The 17,840-nt window shown below is 42.4% G+C and carries 20 protein-coding genes; all 20 read right to left on the bottom strand.

Translation table 11 applies throughout. The features are described 5' to 3' along the window. Window positions 1-34: 34 nt before the first annotated feature. Window positions 35-475, bottom strand: a complete 441-nt coding sequence (locus TY15_RS05645) for a low molecular weight protein arginine phosphatase (protein WP_096911876.1) — start codon at window positions 473-475, stop codon at window positions 35-37. A 158-nt stretch (window positions 476-633) separates the two neighbouring features. Next, complete coding sequence (locus tag TY15_RS05650; RefSeq protein ID WP_040206977.1) at window positions 634-1,191, bottom strand: manganese efflux pump MntP; 558 nt, start codon at window positions 1,189-1,191, stop codon at window positions 634-636. Between the two features lie 146 nt (window positions 1,192-1,337). Continuing rightward, on the bottom strand, window positions 1,338-2,381 hold the full coding sequence (locus tag TY15_RS05655; RefSeq protein ID WP_040206975.1) for an L-threonylcarbamoyladenylate synthase: 1,044 nt from the start codon (window positions 2,379-2,381) through the stop codon (window positions 1,338-1,340). Between the two features lie 185 nt (window positions 2,382-2,566). Beyond that, complete coding sequence (locus tag TY15_RS05660; RefSeq protein WP_040206972.1) at window positions 2,567-3,013, bottom strand: GNAT family N-acetyltransferase; 447 nt, start codon at window positions 3,011-3,013, stop codon at window positions 2,567-2,569. Between the two features lie 160 nt (window positions 3,014-3,173). Further along, window positions 3,174-3,893 (bottom strand): KDGP aldolase, encoded by a 720-nt coding sequence (locus TY15_RS05665; RefSeq protein ID WP_040206970.1) that lies wholly within the window; start codon window positions 3,891-3,893, stop codon window positions 3,174-3,176. Next, on the bottom strand, window positions 3,883-5,007 hold the full coding sequence (locus TY15_RS05670) for a DgaE family pyridoxal phosphate-dependent ammonia lyase (protein ID WP_040206968.1): 1,125 nt from the start codon (window positions 5,005-5,007) through the stop codon (window positions 3,883-3,885). Before TY15_RS05670 ends, TY15_RS05665 begins: the two co-directional genes overlap by 11 nt. A 7-nt stretch (window positions 5,008-5,014) precedes the next feature. Then, a complete protein-coding gene (locus tag TY15_RS05675; RefSeq protein ID WP_040206967.1) occupies window positions 5,015-5,668 on the bottom strand; it encodes a DUF4310 family protein in 654 nt (217 codons plus the stop codon). A gap of 3 nt (window positions 5,669-5,671) precedes the next feature. Then, window positions 5,672-6,457 (bottom strand): DUF4311 domain-containing protein, encoded by a 786-nt coding sequence (locus TY15_RS05680; protein ID WP_040206966.1) that lies wholly within the window; start codon window positions 6,455-6,457, stop codon window positions 5,672-5,674. A 15-nt stretch (window positions 6,458-6,472) separates the two neighbouring features. Next, a complete protein-coding gene (locus TY15_RS05685) occupies window positions 6,473-6,787 on the bottom strand; it encodes a DUF4312 family protein (RefSeq protein WP_052353708.1) in 315 nt (104 codons plus the stop codon). After that, entirely contained in the window at window positions 6,780-7,139 is a 360-nt protein-coding gene (locus tag TY15_RS05690; protein ID WP_040206965.1) for an SFCGS family glycine-rich protein, read from the bottom strand. Before TY15_RS05690 ends, TY15_RS05685 begins: the two co-directional genes overlap by 8 nt. Window positions 7,140-7,160: 21 nt before the next feature. After that, window positions 7,161-7,502 (bottom strand): PRD domain-containing protein, encoded by a 342-nt coding sequence (locus tag TY15_RS05695; RefSeq protein ID WP_074432775.1) that lies wholly within the window; start codon window positions 7,500-7,502, stop codon window positions 7,161-7,163. Further along, window positions 7,499-8,620, bottom strand: coding sequence for an amidohydrolase/deacetylase family metallohydrolase (locus tag TY15_RS05700; RefSeq protein WP_040206964.1), 1,122 nt, complete (start codon window positions 8,618-8,620; stop codon window positions 7,499-7,501). The genes TY15_RS05695 and TY15_RS05700 overlap by 4 nt, the downstream gene beginning before the upstream one ends. A gap of 16 nt (window positions 8,621-8,636) precedes the next feature. Continuing rightward, the gene (locus tag TY15_RS05705) at window positions 8,637-10,472 is read right to left on the bottom strand and encodes a BglG family transcription antiterminator (RefSeq protein WP_040206962.1); all 1,836 of its coding nucleotides are present in this window, start codon (window positions 10,470-10,472) and stop codon (window positions 8,637-8,639) included. 387 nt (window positions 10,473-10,859) lie between these two features. Then, the gene (spoIIR, locus tag TY15_RS05710; RefSeq protein WP_040206960.1) at window positions 10,860-11,774 is read right to left on the bottom strand and encodes a stage II sporulation protein R; all 915 of its coding nucleotides are present in this window, start codon (window positions 11,772-11,774) and stop codon (window positions 10,860-10,862) included. Between the two features lie 221 nt (window positions 11,775-11,995). After that, window positions 11,996-12,922 carry a peptide chain release factor N(5)-glutamine methyltransferase gene (gene prmC / locus TY15_RS05715; protein WP_040206958.1) on the bottom strand — a complete coding sequence of 309 codons (927 nt, stop codon included), beginning with the start codon at window positions 12,920-12,922 and terminating at the stop codon, window positions 11,996-11,998. Next, a complete protein-coding gene (prfA, locus tag TY15_RS05720; RefSeq protein ID WP_040206956.1) occupies window positions 12,915-13,991 on the bottom strand; it encodes a peptide chain release factor 1 in 1,077 nt (358 codons plus the stop codon). Before prfA ends, prmC begins: the two co-directional genes overlap by 8 nt. A gap of 207 nt (window positions 13,992-14,198) precedes the next feature. Continuing rightward, entirely contained in the window at window positions 14,199-14,705 is a 507-nt protein-coding gene (locus TY15_RS05725; RefSeq protein WP_040206954.1) for a hypothetical protein, read from the bottom strand. A 230-nt stretch (window positions 14,706-14,935) separates the two neighbouring features. Continuing rightward, window positions 14,936-15,535 carry a thymidine kinase gene (locus TY15_RS05730; RefSeq protein WP_040206953.1) on the bottom strand — a complete coding sequence of 200 codons (600 nt, stop codon included), beginning with the start codon at window positions 15,533-15,535 and terminating at the stop codon, window positions 14,936-14,938. A 160-nt stretch (window positions 15,536-15,695) separates the two neighbouring features. Continuing rightward, window positions 15,696-15,902, bottom strand: coding sequence for a 50S ribosomal protein L31 (rpmE, locus tag TY15_RS05735; RefSeq protein WP_040206952.1), 207 nt, complete (start codon window positions 15,900-15,902; stop codon window positions 15,696-15,698). Between the two features lie 259 nt (window positions 15,903-16,161). Beyond that, on the bottom strand, window positions 16,162-17,424 hold the full coding sequence (rho, locus tag TY15_RS05740; protein ID WP_040206950.1) for a transcription termination factor Rho: 1,263 nt from the start codon (window positions 17,422-17,424) through the stop codon (window positions 16,162-16,164). Between the last annotated feature and the right edge of the window lie 416 nt (window positions 17,425-17,840).

Genomic DNA, 17,840 nt, shown 5'->3' on the forward strand with positions numbered 1-17,840 from the left:
TTTGACATACTACCTATCGAATATAAAGGTTCCACTACAAATTTAGTTTTTCAATCGCCTTATCAATGAATTCCTGTAATTCTCGGTAGGTGGCCTCGTACATTTCCCGGCTGCCGCCATAAGGATCGACGACATCGTGATTGAACGGCTCACCGCCAAATTCCTTTAAGGTAAACACTTTGCGGCCAGATTGCGGGAATTGCTGTTGAATCGCAAATTTATGGGACGCGGTCATGGTTAAAATCAAATCGGCCCAATCCACCTCGACCCCCGTTAGCATGCTCGAGCGATGATTGTGTGCAACGCCGTTGTCTTCCATCACCTGTTTCGCATGTGTAGAGGCCTCACTGCCATTGGCAGCATAAATGCCTGCCGATTTCACTTCGAAGCCAGTGAGATTTTTATTTTTCAAAATAGCTTCAGCCATCGGACTTCGACATGTATTTCCCGTACATACAAACAATATATGCTTCAAGCTGTTTGCCTCCTTTTGTTTTTATTATAAGGCTAAAGCTTCTTCCTATCCACTCTAGCAAAACGGCTCAAATAGCTATAAATGTAAAAAACCTCTCTCGAAAAATTCGAAAGAAGGTTATTTCAGCCATTGCCGTATGTAGTTTACTAGAGTAATGTTTACCAAAATGGCGTAAGCAGTTTTAGGCCAAACGCTAGTAAAATGGCACCACCGAGGGCTTCGCTGTACGTCCCAAGCCAGCCCTGCACCTTCCTACCCAAGAGCAGCCCTGCCCATGTTTGCACGGTGGCAACGATTCCGAAGCAGAGAATAACCATGATGGTTTTAGCCCCATATATCCCTAAGGTCAGTCCGACCGAAAAACTATCAAGGCTCACACTTAAGGCAAATAGTAAGAGACCGAAGCCAGCTGGAGAAATGACCTTGTCTTCCCCTTCTTTTATCGTTGACCAAATCATTTGCACCCCGAGGACGATGAGAAGGACACCGCCGATAAAGGTGGCAAATATGCCAAATTTTTCTGATAAGAATTTCCCTGCCAGTACACCTACGAGCGGCATCCACACATGAAAAAAGCCGATCGTTAGGCCGATATAACAGATTTTCCTAAGCCGCAGTTTGTACATCCCCATGCCAAGCCCAACTGAGAAGGCATCCATCCCTAGTGCAAATGCCATTACTATAAGTGTAATCAATTCACCAACCATTTCAGACATCGATCCCTGCCCCCCCTTGGACTAACTATCTAAGCATATGCACGTCCAAACTATTTTAGAAGTGTGCAGGGGAAATCGGACCTTGGTGAAGCTTGTTCATTATAAAAGCACCACGCCTCCCTTCGAGACATGGTGCTCCTACATTTTTATTCTGAAATTAGCTTATTGCCGGCCGCTTTTTGGAGGCGGTTCATGATGGCATTACCCACGCCCGTATTCGTGAACATTTCACTATAGATCACATCCACCTGCCCCTGATTGAAGCGGCGCAGCGTCTCATAAAGTGCCGCCGCCACCGTCTCCAGCTCCGCACGCCTGCCGCAGGCAAGCACAAGATCGGCCGAATATTGATCGACATTCTCCTCCGTCGTCAATACACCAACCTTTAAGCCTTCCTGCTGCTTTTCAGTGACTAGTTTTTGCAAAAATCCCGTGGTGCCTGACACCATAAAAAGTGGGGCATTCGGAGCATAGTGGCGATATTTCATCCCCGGTGCTTTCGGGCGGGCTGCCTCATCTGTTAAAGCGGCATCAACATGGACTTCGCCGACTACCTCGGCAAGCTGCTCGAGTGTCACGCCGCCAGGTCTTAAGATGACCGGGATCTCCTCCGTACAATCGACCACTGTAGATTCCACCCCCACTCCTGTTGGGCCGCCGTCAAATACACCTGCAATTTTCCCATTTAAATCATCCAATACATGGGCCGCGGTCGTCGGGCTCGGTTTCCCTGAGCTGTTCGCACTCGGTGCCGCAATCGGCAGACCACATACCTCCAACAATGCCAGTGCAACTGGATGATCGGGCATGCGCACCGCCACCGTCGCCAAACCGGCCGTTGCTTTTTCCGACAGAACGCCTTCCTTCTTATTAAAAATAATCGTTAACGGCCCTGGCCAAAACGCATCCATCAGCTGCTCCGCCTTGTGAGGGACATCTGCAACAAATCTAGTAAGCTGCTGGCGATCAGCAATGTGAATAATTAACGGATTATCCCCAGGCCGCCCCTTCGCTTCATAAATCTTGGCAACTGCCTCATCACTTTCAGCATTGCCGCCCAACCCGTAAACGGTTTCCGTTGGCAGGGCAACCACCTCATTTTTTCGTAAAAAATCCGCTGCATCCACAACTTGTGGATTATTTTTGAGATTATCCACATAGTTATCCACTTTCCAAACTTTTGTGTTCATTGTTATCCACCTTTATCGGTTATGAATCTTTTATCGAATTTTGACGAATATAGACGGAAAGACTCATATTTTTTCACTAAGTATGTTTGAAAGTATAAAAGAAGGTGGGTATAAAAACAAGGTTTATCCACAAATTGTGGATAACTTTGAATAAAAAGTGGATAACTTTGTGGATATATCCACAATTATATAGAAAATTTTAAAAACAACGAGTTATCCACATTTAAAACGTGTCGAATGTGTTCAGATTGGTAAAAATCCGGGGGTAACTCACCTCGACCCATTCGCTGGAACCCCATTAATTCAAAAAACGGCAGGGTGACACCTTTATTAGTAGCCAAATACAAGCTTTTCATTCCTTTTTCTTTTGCTAACAGGACCATTTGATCAAATAAGATGAAAATCTCCTTCTCTGCTTGTCCAGGTGAAACGACAAGCGAGCGAAGCAATCCGCATTCACCAAATGCCTCCATCCCAAGTGAACCTCGAAGTGTTCCATCTTCATCTTCTAGCAATAAAAAATAGTCGACGGTTTCGGCAGTTAGTCCCTCCGTCCCAAGCTTTGCCCGTGATAGAAACGCTCGTAACGTTCCCAAATCCTGCTTATTTGCCTTCCGAATTAATGCTTGCATCCTTTTCCACCTCTTTTTTATGATTCTAGTCTATTAATATGAAATAAGAGGCTAAATAGAACAGGAAGAATGGTGAATCTAGTATTTTTTTTCAAAAATAATAGAAGCCAGCCCATATTTGGACTGACTTGATCTTATTTATTCCTTTTGATTAGCTTTCCTACCACTTCATTGATAACAACTGTTCGATATATTCTGGTCTAGTCTTACCTGTTTCCTTATCAATTAAAGAAGTATATAAGTGCGGAATAACCACCTCTGAACCACTATCTAAACAGGTTTTGACAATCGCTTCTACATTCTCTAAGGATATACCTCCTGTAGGTTCAAAGTACTTAATTCCAACTGCTGCTGCTGCCTTAGCCATAGCGGCTACCTCATCTAAGCGTTTGTCACCATCAATTGGGTAAAACTTGATAGAATGAACACCCATCTCAGCTAACATTGTCGCAGCTAATTCACAAGAAACCGTTTCTTTAAATTTAGAGCTGTCAGGACCTGTTGAAATCATTACTTTGCCTGGGGTGCCTGTCGGTTCAATGACCGCATTTACGATTGTATCTGTTGCACCTAGCTCTTCCATTCTCCCCAAAGTATAGGCAGAGGCAGGATATACTTGATTAATATGATTGGGAATTGTCTGTGCCGAAACGTCTGCTACCTTTCTCCATTGGACAGGGTCTGCTGCACCTAACCCAACAGAAACGGGGATGTTATTTTCTTTATAACGTTTCACTTCTTCAATGGCACTGTCAACATCCGGGAAGGATTTAACCATTAATCCAATAAGGACACGGTCGCCACCGACATTGATGAGTTCCTTCGCATTGTCCACATCTTTTGCTAAACAATTAAAAATTACTTGATGTTTATCGAACATTATTTTCCTTTGCCTCCTTGATGATGCTCATAATCTGATCTGCAATAATATCCTCTTGTCCAAGTAATAATGGACGCGGATCGACTGATAAAATTCCTACGTTGACATAATGATGACGTAAATAAATAGCTGGATTGCCGGATTCAAGCTGATGCAATATCCGTTCTGCCGTCATACCCGCTTCTTTCTTTACTTCAATTTGGGCTCGATAAATAGGACGACCTGCTTCATCTTGTTTAATTGAACAGGATAGCCCTTCTACTTTATTAAGTCTATCGCAAAGATTTGTCATCCGGCTGATTTGCTCGTCTACCCGATCATCTTTATCAGGATATTGATTTAACGCGGTAATGAGCCCAGCAATTGCTTCTTTCCCGACCTTCATCGCTCTGCCAATTCCCTTATATTGCTTGCGGGCTGCTTCCATAAAATGCCCTTTCCCACAAATAAATCCTGATGTAGGGCCTTCTAATGCTTTACCACCGCTGTAGATAATGATATCAGCCCCCATTGCATAGTACTTTTTAAAGTCATTTTCTGCTGCCGCATCAATAATGAATGGAATACTGTGTTTTTTTGCAATGCTCATCATCGCTTCAATTGACTGCATTCCCTTTTGAACAGCATGATGTGACTTAATATAAAGGAGTGCTGCTGTTTTTTCGGTAATTGCTTCTTCGATATGGTCACACTCCACCTTATTTGCACTGCCTACTTCAACGACATGCCCGCCTCCCAGGCGAATCATTTGATCAATACTACCGCCAAAATGGACGTTTTGACCTTTTTGAATAATAATTTCATTTTTTAAGCCTTCTGAATTTGGCATTCTTTCAATTAAGCTTAGATTTTTGCCTGCAATTACTGATGCGATTGAAATGGCAATTCCAGCTGCTGCACCAACCGTTGGGCAGCCATCCTCCGCACCCGTATGGTGAGCAATAACGGTACCGGCATATTGAATTAATTCATCAATATCGACGTAGTCCTGGGCAGCCGCTTTTAAGGCATTGCCAATTTCATCGGTTACAGCCGAAGCGCCCAATGCGGTCATTTTGCCACTTGCATTAATAATTTTTTTTAAACCAAAATTTTCGAATAAACTAGTTGTCATTTTACTATCACTCCAAAGTTATTGGGAAAATTGCCCCAAGAATCATCGCACCTAAAATGGCGCCACCGGCTACTGGTTTTTTCCAAACATAAAAGATTGCCGCTCCGATAATGGATCCTAGACCGATTGGAATCGATGCTCCACAAGCTGATAGAACAATTAGCGGACCCAGAAACCTTCCTGATTGGTTACCAGCTCCCATCATGACATCCGAACCAAAAGTTGAATTTGCCTTTCCAACTGTGAATTTTTTCAATCCAATCACTGCATAACCAACCAATAATCCTAAAACTGCCCCGGTTAAAAGGGATAACGGGAAATTGCTGATTGGGGTAACAAAACCTGCACCGAGCATTAACGCAGGTACACCAATACCAAGACCTGTTTGCAATGAGCCGCCAATATCCAAGATACCGACTAGCGAGCCTTCTAAAACACGGGCAAATAAGAAACTGGCACCAAATGCCGCTGCTGCGCCGTATCCTCCACCCTCGATTCCTGCCTGAAGCATGGCCACAATGGCCACATCATTGAATGCACCGATATGGTGGACATAGTACATATGAGTTCCAGCAAATATTCCCGCTGATAAAAACGCTACAAAGATAGGAAATGACCAATCTGCGTACCAAAAGCCTTTTAGATTGACTTGTGATTCCATATACTATTTTCCTCCTCCGCTAATAAGATTGTGTAAATCTTTTAATCCGGTTGGTACGTCTACATGTATACTTGTAAGGAAATTCATATCGAATCCTCGGAAAAATCCACTTAAAACGAATAAAATAATAACTGAGATTAACAAAGTTTTCGTTACACGGTTCCAACCGCCATCATCGACACCTTTACCAATCAAAATTCCAAGAACCACCCCAGGAACGGCATTCCCCATAATGAGGTGGGCAAGTCCGCCGAAAATAGTCCCCCACATACCAGAACGTTTTCCTGCATCCAATGCTGCAAGCCAGAAAATGACAGGCATAACAGGGTTGATTAACAGGTTTGCTGCCGGCACTAATACTTTAACAGCAATCGCCTGCATCGATTCTGGAATGGCCGAAGCCGTAGAATTCAAAAATGCTACCACAATGGCCCCAATGACTGCACCGACAATCGCCATTTTTTTGGGATTGTGTAAAGTATCTTCCACTCTTTTCCCTCTACCAATCAGAAATGCAGCTGCCCAGTTCGGAATAATCCGATGGTCAACGTCTTGCGTAAATGCCCCTGCACCAACAGCGGACGCCCAAGCATTAAAGAAAAATCCTAAACCGAAGGAAAAGTGGGATACAGCGTCACCTGCACAGGCATTTAATTCCCCCAATGTTCTAAATGCGCCCATACCTTGAACCTTTGGAGCATGGAACATCCGTGCAGCACCGGCCCCGACGCCAAATCCAACCAACCCCCCAATAATAAGCGATTTGAATAAAATCGTTAGAAATACCATGAATTCATCTCCCTACTATCTTTTCTTTTCTCTAAATTCAATTTTTTCGGTTTCTAATAGGAACAAATCCACTTCAATATCCATCAAAAGCTTAAATTGGCTTCTTTTTCTTGGGAAAAAGAAAAGTAAAAACCGCTCCGTATAGGTTTCCTCAATCGCTTCTACAATTTCGATATTGATTGGCTCAATGCGGATAATCATCCCATTTAATTCAGCGTTCACTTTTTTTTGAATTTTCCCAAGTGCAGTCGCAATCGCATGTTCTTTGGATTGTCCTTTTCCTTCAATTCGAACCTTATGAACTAATTTTTTATACATGGAATTATCCATTTACTTTCAAATACTCCTCAGTAATTCTTTTTCCAAGTTCCTCCACATCCATAAATCCAAAGCCTAACACTTTCACACCATCACGAATAGCCGTAATTCCTTCTTCAATCGAACGCATTCCGTATCTTGCCTTGTAACCATATTTTGTTTGCGCTGTAATCGCACCAGCTCCACCGCTTCCACAGAAAGAGATTCCAATCGTGGCGTTTTTCGCATTCATTTCGTCTCCCAACCGCATATCTGCACCGAATCCACTTACAACAATTGCCTTCCCACCAGCAGCTTCTACACCTTTTGCGACATTTTGCCCTTTTCCTAAACGATCCCCAATGACTACTACTACTTCACTCATGTTCTATTCCTCCGTTAATGATCAATTTTGTTTTGCTACTTCAAAATGAATGGATAGTAAATATACTTCGTCTTCTTCTAAATTTTCCAGCGATTCTTTTACCTTCCTTGCCATACTAAGTGACTCACTAGAGATTCCAGCAAACAAGTCTCGGTCGATTGGCGCAAGCTTTTCACTTGTTAATGAACGATGAACCATTGCCGATAGATGTGAGAGCACGGATAATTGTTGAACATCTGTCATAAAGATATTTTCAGATTTGCAGAGCTCCTGTGATAGGTCAAATACCTGTTCACAACGTTTTATGTCTCCGCTTTTCATCATGATTTCTTTGATTTCTTGGGATGCATTTTCAATATTCATTTTGATTCAAAAACAACCTTTCCTTGTCGTAACGTTAAATGTGGGACCATCAGTTTGTTAACTTTCATTTGCTCACCATGTGAGTCAATCAGCGTTTCATCCTGGTTTACTATTTTGAAGACGGTTACATCAGCGCGTGTTCCGTGCTGCAAACTACCTTGCTCCGCTAAAGCTAATGCTAGTTTAGGTCTCAATGTAACAGAAGCAACAACTTCTTCTAAGGAATATCCGATGGCGAGCAGCTTTGACATGGTTGTCATCAGGCTGCCAACCGGTTTATCGTAGTTTCCTATATAAATATCGGTACTTGTTGAAAATGGATATTGGTACTTTTCCTTATATTTCTTCATCGTTTGAAACGAAAAGCTGGAGGTTCCATGCCCAACATCAAATAATACTCCCCGTTCAATCGCCTCAAACGCTTCATTAATCAATCTATCATCCTTACTTAAAATACCGCCTTTTTTTCCATGAAAGGCATGGGTGACGATATCCCCTTTTGTTAATAAGGGTAAAATTTCTGTTATTTCAGGGGGGGCATTCCCGATATGAACCATAATCGGCAAATTCGCTTCATTTGCTAGTTTCCTTGCATATTCTAATGGCTTGATTCCATTGTCTTTAACAACCGAAGCACTCATTCTTGCTTTTAATCCCACAATATTTTTCTCGTTTGCAAGAATTTCTTGCAGCTCGTCTAAGGTCGTCAACTCATCCATGTCTGCCAATTCAGACAGTCCATTGCACAGGCCCTTTCGTGAAATGTTGATAAAGGAAAGAACCTCCGTTTGATTCGGCTCTATAATCGTCTTTCTAAAGGAGGAATAGTCGTCGATACCTGAGCTTCCTGCATCCACAATGGTTGTTACCCCCTGGTCAATTCCTACTTTATCAGCATTGATGCCAAGTTCAGTTTTCGCTTCAAACACATGGACATGCATATCGATAAAACCTGGTGAAACATAGCTGCCTTCCACATCAATTTCAGTTTTATGATCGGAATCAATTTCTTCTAAACTAGCAAATTTCCCATCAACAATGTATACATCTTCTTTAACGATGTTTTTCTTCTCAGGATCGATGACCCATCCATTTTTCAAAACAATTGTTTCACACATCCATTTTCGCATCCAATCATTGAAAATATGGTAATAGCGCGATAAGCTCTGTCTCATTAATAAAAATACGATGACGTATTAAGATTTCATTGATCTGATGTAGCAACTGTTCATCATGGTCATCCTTTGTTTGATGGATAAATTGGTCATATTGCTTATGAAAATAATAACGATGAACCATAAGGAAAAGATGGACGTGCAAACCCATTTTTCGTTCCTCTGTCATTTTTCCGGCCAACATGCTGAATATCTCATTTGATATTTCAAAACCTTTTACGATGATTTCCTGACTAATCATTTCATAATCCATCACAAGCGAATGTCCGTCATCGTTCTCAATGGTAAGATCCTCTCCTGCTACCTTACCTCTCCGAAGTTCGTTCACTTTCTCACGGATAGCTAAGATATTCTCTTCGGTTGGTACTGGCTCTACCAAAATGACTGGAATACTCGATTTAATTGGGAAAATACTAACAATTAAGTCAATGTCCTCATTTTTACTAATTTCATCTACTTCCATAACAGAGCAATATCTCGTTATATTAATCTCTCCAATTTCCCGCTCCACTCGGTTTTTGATTAACCTTGCAACCCCTCTACCTGTTGAACAAACATAAAGGGCTCTAATTTTCGGCTTTTTATCAAACACATTTTCATATGAAACGAGAAAGTGCAGGGCAATAAAGGACAGAAACGAATCCTGAACCACCTTCGTATTTTTACCAAAGAGCTTTTCACACGCCTCTTTTATACTAGAAAACAATGAAGCATTGTTTCGTTTAATTTCGTTTTTAAAAGGATTTACTTCGGTTACATATGTTTTATTTTTTTCAAACCGTAACGACAAATGGGTTAATAAATTATTAAACAATCGCGTGTCCTTATCGTACGGTATCCCTTCCTTCTTACTGACGGAACGAATCAATTCCTCTGTTATGGTAAGAAGATTTAGTTCTTTATCTTCTAATAAGAAATTGCGGTGTACATATAAGAATTCATCTTCAAGTATAGGAAAATCAAATTCCTCACATATTTTCGTCATGACATTCAGAATGAATTTTGAGGAAAGTGAACCAATATGCTGGTTGTTCTTTAACAGCCGATAGCTTCCAATTGTAAATTCACTTTCCAGTCTTACTAAAAAAATAATAAGACGAATAAAGATGGACACTATTTCCGCATGGGAAACGGCTTCAAAGCGCTTGTCTTTTAATATCAAGTGGATGTATTGAATGACTTTTTCAAACTTAGTTTGGATTTCCTGTGTAAAACCAATGTTTATTTCATCTGTTCCACCGGATTTTAGCGTTGAAATAATTTTATATAAATCAAAATTACTTAAACTCTCCTGAATGATATGTTCAAAAAGTAACCGGATATGAATTTCTTCTCCAACAATCTTGTAACCAGTACGCGGCATCCTCTCCAACTCGATCATCCATGGTTTAATGTAGTCCTCTAAAAAGTTCAAATCACTGATGACCGTATTTCTACTTACCTGTAGATAATCTGCGATTCGAGCTGCGGTAACATAACCATTTTGCGAAAAAAACAGATATAATATTTTCTCTATTCGGATGTTTTGGTCTGGATAGAGTGATTTACTTTCCATTTCCATTAAGGTTTTATACAGTTTCAAACGGTTATTTTCACTGCATTCAATCCAATAGCCTCTATTTGGCTGTGAACAAAGCTCAATTCCATGATCCGTAAACCATTTTCGCACCTGCTCTAGGTCAGACTTGATCGTTCGGGTACTAACATTCAACTCTGTTGATAGATCTTTTGTCCGAAGAGTTTTTTCGGCCTCCAGCAATTTCGTTACAATTTGAATTTCTCTTGAAGTTAACAAGCTATTCACCGCTCTACTAGTAGTAATAAGTTTGGATATCCTTGATTAAAATTATATCCTCAGATTGCAAGCGTTTACAGACCAATTTCATTCACCATTAATGGTGAAATAATTTGACAGAATGTACTTAAGTTTTTGTGAAATTAAAGATCTTGACCAATATGTAGTTCATACTACCATGTTCCAACTTGCTTATATAGACTAGAAATTATTGATAGTTAATTCTGCATCATGGTAGTCCTCTAGTCAAAATGATACGATAACTATACAGCAAAAAAAGGTATAATCCTCATGAATAATGAGGAATCATACCTTGTTAGATTTATGCTGTGTAAGGAACCTATGACCGGAGTGGAAGGTGAAGCGCCTGGAGCCCGGAACTAATTTTTAGTCAAACATCTTTTCCCACATCTCAACGGCGAAAAACTTCACTTTGACCGGCTCTTCATCTTCAGCTGTATACACAGGTGCCTTCTTCGTTTGTTTTTTGACTCTCTTTTCTACGATCGGCTCGTCTGCGATTACCTGCTTTTTGTTGATCACATCTGCCTTCATCGTGTCATCCTTTTCCACCGTTTTCCACTTCTGCTTGTCTTCTTTGGACACATTATTCACTTCAGACTGCTTGTGTGCTGAGGATTCCTTTTTGGCTGTGTCCGGCTGTTTTACGGTTTCTTTTGGTTGTGTCTCGACCACATTTTCGTCGCTGCTAGTTTCAACAGCTACCTTTTCCACACTCTCCTCATGCCCCTCCACCGTTTCCGCCTTCACCTTGTGCTCCTCAAAACCTTCACTTACAGCTGTTCCATTTGAAAAATCAAGGAAGCATAATGGTGGATAGAGCACGCACCACCAATTTGCTCCTTCTCCACTTCCTAATGTAATTAAAATCGCTTGATACTCGCCGGCTGGATATAAGAACTGCCCATATAATTTCGTTGGGAACTGCACCTTCCCAAATTCCACCTTGACCGATTGATCGGAGCCTTGTTCACGGACAACCTCTTCCGCAATTGCTTGAATTTCTGGCAGCTTTTCATTCATCACCTGTTTAGCTTCCTGCATCGAGGTTAAATCCTGTACCCACAGTGTTATTTGAGCGTTGACAGCGTCGCGCACCTTACGTTTGATCGCTTGGTCCTTTTCAAAATCACTATTGGCGAGAATGCGTAAGCGAATCGCTTCCCCTGGAATCACGATCGATTCCTTTGATGCTGCTTCCGTTTTTGGCATATATAAACTCAACATTGTTCCCAATGATAAAACCACTAAATATCCCCAAACTAGTAATTTACTTCTCATTCTGCACCGCCCCTTTGCCCTTCGATATCTTCATTGTGGACAAAATGCCAGAATCTTAAACTAGTAAATTTACAAAAATTCATGATTCACTTGCTTGAATGACGTGTGGCCGGAGAACGTACAATATGTAAATACAGCAGGAATATCGGGCTTATCCCCCTACTTCCCACCATTATTTTTTTAGAAGGTCAAAAAAAGAGTGTTAATGGCGCCGATTCGCCTTAACACTCTGTAAGTTCGGCAAACACCATCCGGTCCCTGCCATTTATATCATTAACAACCTCTACCATTGCCATTGGGAAGGCCTTTTGCAAAAGCTCCGCTACCGCTCCACCCTGACCGGCCCCAATTTCAAAGCCAATCAGCGCGCGCGGCGCTAGGATTTGTGGGAGCTCGACCATGAATCGGCGGTAAAAATCCAAGCCATCAGCCCCAGCAAATAAAGCCCGGTGCGGCTCATGCTCTGTCACCACTTCGGACATAGTGGTAATATCCCCAGCTGGAATATATGGCGGATTGGAAAGGACCACATCCAGCTTTTCGCCCCTCTCAATCAACGGGCGCAACAAATCCCCTTGAATAAACTCAACCTCCGCACCCAATCTAGCCGCATTTTCGCGGGCAACCACCAGCGACTCCTCCGCAATATCCGTCCCCGTCACCTTTAAATTGGTGCCTGACACCCTTTCTACTGTTTGCACTGGCTCCATAGTTGGATTGGTGCCTGACACCCCGTATTCTAGTTTCACGGTGATGGCGATGGCGCCACTGCCTGTGCCGATATCAGCAAGGTGAAGCTTTCCGGTTTGGCTGAATAGCTTTTTCATGCGCTCAAGTGTTCCATATACGAGTTCTTCGGTTTCCGGGCGTGGGATGAGTACACTTTCATTGACGACAAACGATCGACCGTAAAACTCCTCCGAGCCGATCAGATACTGAACGGGAACACCCGCCGCATGGTCCTTGACCGCCTGTTCAAACACGTCCCACACTGAAGGGGCAAGCTCATCGCGCACGTTCGCAAACAGCTGTGCCCGCGACATACCTGTGTAATGGCGAAGCAGTAATTCCCCTGCGTTCTCACCCCGCTTGGCCTCGATTAAAAAAGAAGAAGCCCATTGGAGAGCTTCGAATACTTTTTTACTCATCTTTTGAGGCACTTTCTAGTCGTTTTGCTTGTTCTTCCATAATGAGTGCATCGATAATTTCATCGAGCTTCCCTTCAATGATCTGATCAAGCTTTTGAATCGTTAAGCCAATCCGGTGGTCGGTCACACGGTTTTGCGGGAAATTGTATGTGCGAATCCGCTCCGAACGATCCCCCGTACCAACAGCAGATTTACGCACTTGATCGTATTCTGCCTGCGCTTCTTGTTGGAACTTATCATAGACGCGCGCACGTAAAACCTTCATCGCTTTGTCTCTATTTTTATGTTGCGATTTTTCATCCTGAATCGATACCATGATTCCAGTTGGAAGATGGGTTAAACGAACGGCTGACATGGTCGTGTTAACGGATTGTCCGCCCGCACCACTAGAAGCAAACGTATCAAAACGAATATCTTTATCATGGATTTCATATTCAAACTCTTCCGCCTCTGGCAAACAGACAACCGTTGCGGTTGATGTATGAATCCGTCCGCTTGATTCTGTTTCTGGAACACGTTGCACACGGTGGGCGCCATTTTCAAATTTCAATTTGGAGTAAGCACCTGCTCCGTTAATCATAAAACTAATTTCCTTGTAACCGCCAAGACCTGTGGGGCTTGCGTCAATTAGTTCGGTCTTCCAGCCTTGTGATTCCGCGTAGCGGCTGTACATCCGGTATAGCGTTCCCGCAAATAGGGCTGCTTCATCGCCACCAGCTGCACCGCGGATTTCAAAGATAACGTTTTTGTCATCATTCGGATCCTTCGGCACAAGCAGGATTTTCATTTTTGCCTCTAGTTCTTCAATTTGCCCTTCCAGCTCATTGACTTCTTCCTTCACCATTTCACGCATTTCAGCATCAAGCTTGTCATCGAGCATAGCTTTTGCGTCTTGAAGCTGTTCGCGCGTTTCTTTATATTGGCGATACGTTTGTACAGTTTCTTGTATATCAGATTGTTCTTTTGAATATTCACGAAGTTTTTTTGTATCATTGATAATTTGTGGGTCGCTTAAAAGCTCATTTAACTTTTCATAACGATCTTCCACGGATTGAAGACGATCAAACACAGTCCATTCACCTCAGTTTTTAGTCCATAACATTCTAATTATAGTATAGGTGAAAACAACCGTCAAAACCAAATTGTGAGAGATATTTTTTTACAGGGCGATAAACGGCGGTGGTACGCCCTTTTTTCTCATCACTCTGTTATGTTGTCTGTTGATTTCTGTACATTTTATATGATAAAAAAACATGCCCTAAAAAAGCAGAGCATGCTAGCGGCGATCTTCCTTCACACTGACTTCCATATGATAACTTGGAAGAGCCTGAACCAATTTCCGATGGAGACGGGCTTCAGCATCAATCTTCACTTGATCAGAAAGAATCCCCTTTTTATACACCGACACCCACATCCGATCGCCATTGATCACCACAGAGTCGGTCTCAAATTCTTTGGTGGCAGCGACAACCTGTTTCGCTTTGTTGATATCGTTGCCCTGGTTGTTCGCTCCCGCCTCACTACCACTTCCTGTTCCGCCTAGGTCGAGAAAGTTCGGATTTTGATTGGTGATATCATTTTCGACTTGGTGCTGCTTAGTCTTTCCACGGTTGGTCATATTCTCTGCCGTATTACGATCATTATTACGGTTCGACATATAGTTTGGTGCGGTCGTGTCATTCCTTAAATCATACGCTTCTTCGTCACTGCTGCGGTTAGTATCGTTCTGGCATCCACTTAATACAATGAACAGCATGATAAACAAAAGTAACTTTTTTGGCATTGTACACCTCCATTACTATCATGCCCGTCCAACCCGCCTGTCACCGAGTGAAATCTTTCCAACATCCGCAGAAAAATCCCGGAATTCCATCAACCTAATAAAAAACTGCCTGAGAAATCAACTCTCAGACAGTGCAAATGTTATTTATGGTGTCAGGCACCAATTCCTGCTCATCGACCATGGTAACGATGTTAACCGTGCTAACCTAGTTTATGGTGTCAGGCACCCAATTAGCGTGCGGTGGTGACAGGGGTGGTTTTTGGGACTTCGTGATGGTGACGACAGCGTGGCTCGTATGCCTCGGATGCTCCTACCATGATAACTGGGTCATGGTAAGAGGCGGGACGTCCGTCAATGAGGCGCTGAGTCCTGCTTGATGGTGAACCACAGACGGTGCAAACAGCTTGAAGCTTCGTCACCGATTCAGCGATTGCCATCAACGCGGGCATTTGTCCAAACGGCTCACCACGGAAATCCATGTCCAACCCAGCGCAAATCACACGGTGACCACTATCAGCCAGTTGTTGAACGATCCGAACAATTCCTTCATCGAAAAACTGAATTTCATCAATGGCAATGATATCGATATCCGCTTCGACATGATGTAGAATCTCAATCGAATGGGAAATAGGCTTAGCGTGAAAAGAAGAGCCATTATGGGAAACCACAGATTGTTCACTGTAGCGATTATCAATTTTCGGCTTAAAAACAGCTATTTTTTGTTTCGCAAACTGAGCTCGTCTCACCCGACGAATCAATTCCTCCGATTTACCAGAAAACATACTGCCGCAGATAACCTCAACCCATCCGCTTTGCTTCATTAAATACATAAACGGCGTCTCCTTCCTTAAACGAACCCTATCAGACAATCTATCGTAAGTATTTTATGCTTTCCGCCAAAATAATACCGGCGGATTATCTATGTTAACGCGTTTTTTTTCAATAAAAAACAGGCAAGTCAAAGTTCCTCTTGCCTGTTCTTGAGCAATCTTATTGTTGCTTAAGGCCGTATTTTTTGTTGAAACGGTCAACACGTCCGCCAGCTTCAGCGAATTTTTGACGACCAGTATAGAATGGATGACATTCTGAACAAGTTTCAACACGGATCTCATTTTTAACAGAACCAGTTTCAAATGTATTACCACATGCACATGACACCGTTACTGTTTTATAATTTGGATGAATTCCTGCTTTCATTCTTTTCATCTCCTTCCGCCCTGAATCTTTCGAAACAGAGTTATAAAAATGCCTGTCGTAAAAACAAGCATGAAATACTTCAAACACACTGCACCCATTATAACAAGGGGAACCTTATTTTGCAAGTTGGGATTTGTTGGTTTTAAGTAAAATTAGCTGTTGATTTCCGCCTCAGGTACACAGTGCTGCGCGGGCGTTCCCGAGAGACTCCTCAGACGCATGACGCACCTGCGAGGTCTCCCTCGACCTACTTTTTCTACTACCGTCTTGATTTTAGCTCTTCCCCAAGTTGGGCAAAAAACTCTTCATTTGATTTCGTTTGACGCAATTTTTTCAAGAAGCGTTCTGCAAAATCTGGTGAGTCTGACATTGATTTCCGAATAGCCCATAATTTATCCAAATGATCCTTCGGAATCAATAACTCTTCCTTACGTGTTCCAGAACGACGAATATCAAGCGCAGGGAAAATGCGACGCTCAGCCAACTGACGATCCAGATGGAGCTCCATATTACCGGTCCCTTTAAATTCCTCATAAATCACGTCATCCATACGGGAACCTGTATCGACAAGAGCCGTCGCTAAAATCGTTAAGCTGCCGCCCTCTTCAATATTACGAGCTGCACCAAAGAAACGCTTTGGACGATGGAACGCTGCTGGATCAATACCACCGGATAATGTTCGTCCGCTTGGCGGAATAACTAAGTTATACGCACGTGCTAGACGTGTAATACTATCCATCAAAATGACGACATCACGCTTGTGTTCGACAAGACGCATCGCGCGGTCAAGCACAAGCTCGGCCACTTTAATATGATTTTCCGGCACCTCATCAAAGGTTGAGCTGACAACATCCCCAGCTACAGACCGCTCGATATCGGTTACCTCTTCCGGACGTTCATCGATTAAAAGCATAATTAACTCAACATCAGGATGGTTTGTCGTAATACTGTTGGCAATTTCTTTTAACAGCATCGTTTTCCCGGCCTTAGGCGGGGCAACAATTAAGCCACGTTGGCCAAACCCGACTGGTGCAACAACATCCATGATTCTGGTGGAAAGATGCTTTTGGGTGGTTTCCAGTTTCATTTGTCTATTCGGATAGAGCGGTGTTAACGCTGGGAAGTAGACACGTTCCTTCGCTGATTCTGGATCCTCACCATTTACTGCTTCAACGTGTAAGAGTCCATAATACCGTTCATTTTCTTTTGGCGGGCGAACCTTACCAGATACTTTATCCCCATTACGCAGGTCAAAGCGGCGGATTTGCGATGCCGAGATATAAATGTCTTCTGAGCTTGGCGAGTAGTTAATTGGTCGAAGAAATCCGAAGCCTTCCGATTGGATGATTTCGAGGACGCCTTCCATGAAAAAATAACCCTGCTGTTCCGCACGAGATTTTAAAATGGCAAAAATTAATTCTTTTTTTGTTAATTTGCTGTAATAGGTGACTTTAAATTCGCGTGCAAGCTCATAAAGCTCCTTCAGCTTCATATTTTCTAAACTAGAAATAGTTAAGTCCATTTGTACACCACACTTTAAGATTTTTCCATCAAATCCGCTTATTTTTAGACAGCGGGATCTATCAGTAAGATAAAAATTAAGAGATTAGAGGAATTGAAATTGAAGTAGAAAAGAAAAGAATAGAATTGCAGAAATTATATATAATAAAAACAATTACTATTTTACCCTCTGTACAAAAAATTAATCAACTAATTTTTATTATATTAGCAACTGGAAATTTTTCTCTCACAGGAGTTAATTCAAATCTTCCTCTATTGTAAGCGGAGTTTTGCAAGTTAAGAGACTAGACCCTCAACCAATCTAGTCTCCCAGGCAATTTATTTTTTGCTAAATCAGTAACTGGTGTCAGGCACCATATATTCGAATTTGAGAATTGTCCAGCTGCGCCTAGGGGCTCGGGGTCATAAGCCCCTGCG

Source organism: Neobacillus jeddahensis (assembly GCF_000612625.1).
Lineage (GTDB): Bacteria > Bacillota > Bacilli > Bacillales > Cytobacillaceae > Neobacillus > Neobacillus jeddahensis.

Coding starts and splice junctions, on each gene's coding strand:
- TY15_RS05695 (WP_074432775.1), bottom strand. CDS start 7,502: ATGAATATTGAAAATGCATCCCAAGAAATCAAAGAAATCATGATGAAA.
- TY15_RS05675 (WP_040206967.1), bottom strand. CDS start 5,668: ATGGAATCACAAGTCAATCTAAAAGGCTTTTGGTACGCAGATTGGTCA.
- spoIIR (WP_040206960.1), bottom strand. CDS start 11,774: ATGAGAAGTAAATTACTAGTTTGGGGATATTTAGTGGTTTTATCATTG.
- TY15_RS05665 (WP_040206970.1), bottom strand. CDS start 3,893: ATGTTCGATAAACATCAAGTAATTTTTAATTGTTTAGCAAAAGATGTG.
- TY15_RS05680 (WP_040206966.1), bottom strand. CDS start 6,457: ATGGTATTTCTAACGATTTTATTCAAATCGCTTATTATTGGGGGGTTG.
- TY15_RS05660 (WP_040206972.1), bottom strand. CDS start 3,013: ATGCAAGCATTAATTCGGAAGGCAAATAAGCAGGATTTGGGAACGTTA.
- prmC (WP_040206958.1), bottom strand. CDS start 12,922: ATGAGTAAAAAAGTATTCGAAGCTCTCCAATGGGCTTCTTCTTTTTTA.
- TY15_RS05690 (WP_040206965.1), bottom strand. CDS start 7,139: ATGAGTGAAGTAGTAGTAGTCATTGGGGATCGTTTAGGAAAAGGGCAA.
- TY15_RS05730 (WP_040206953.1), bottom strand. CDS start 15,535: ATGTATTTAATGAAGCAAAGCGGATGGGTTGAGGTTATCTGCGGCAGT.
- TY15_RS05725 (WP_040206954.1), bottom strand. CDS start 14,705: ATGCCAAAAAAGTTACTTTTGTTTATCATGCTGTTCATTGTATTAAGT.
- TY15_RS05685 (WP_052353708.1), bottom strand. CDS start 6,787: ATGGATAATTCCATGTATAAAAAATTAGTTCATAAGGTTCGAATTGAA.
- rho (WP_040206950.1), bottom strand. CDS start 17,424: ATGGACTTAACTATTTCTAGTTTAGAAAATATGAAGCTGAAGGAGCTT.
- TY15_RS05700 (WP_040206964.1), bottom strand. CDS start 8,620: ATGTGTGAAACAATTGTTTTGAAAAATGGATGGGTCATCGATCCTGAG.
- TY15_RS05650 (WP_040206977.1), bottom strand. CDS start 1,191: ATGTCTGAAATGGTTGGTGAATTGATTACACTTATAGTAATGGCATTT.
- rpmE (WP_040206952.1), bottom strand. CDS start 15,902: ATGAAAGCAGGAATTCATCCAAATTATAAAACAGTAACGGTGTCATGT.
- TY15_RS05670 (WP_040206968.1), bottom strand. CDS start 5,007: ATGACAACTAGTTTATTCGAAAATTTTGGTTTAAAAAAAATTATTAAT.
- TY15_RS05655 (WP_040206975.1), bottom strand. CDS start 2,381: ATGAACACAAAAGTTTGGAAAGTGGATAACTATGTGGATAATCTCAAA.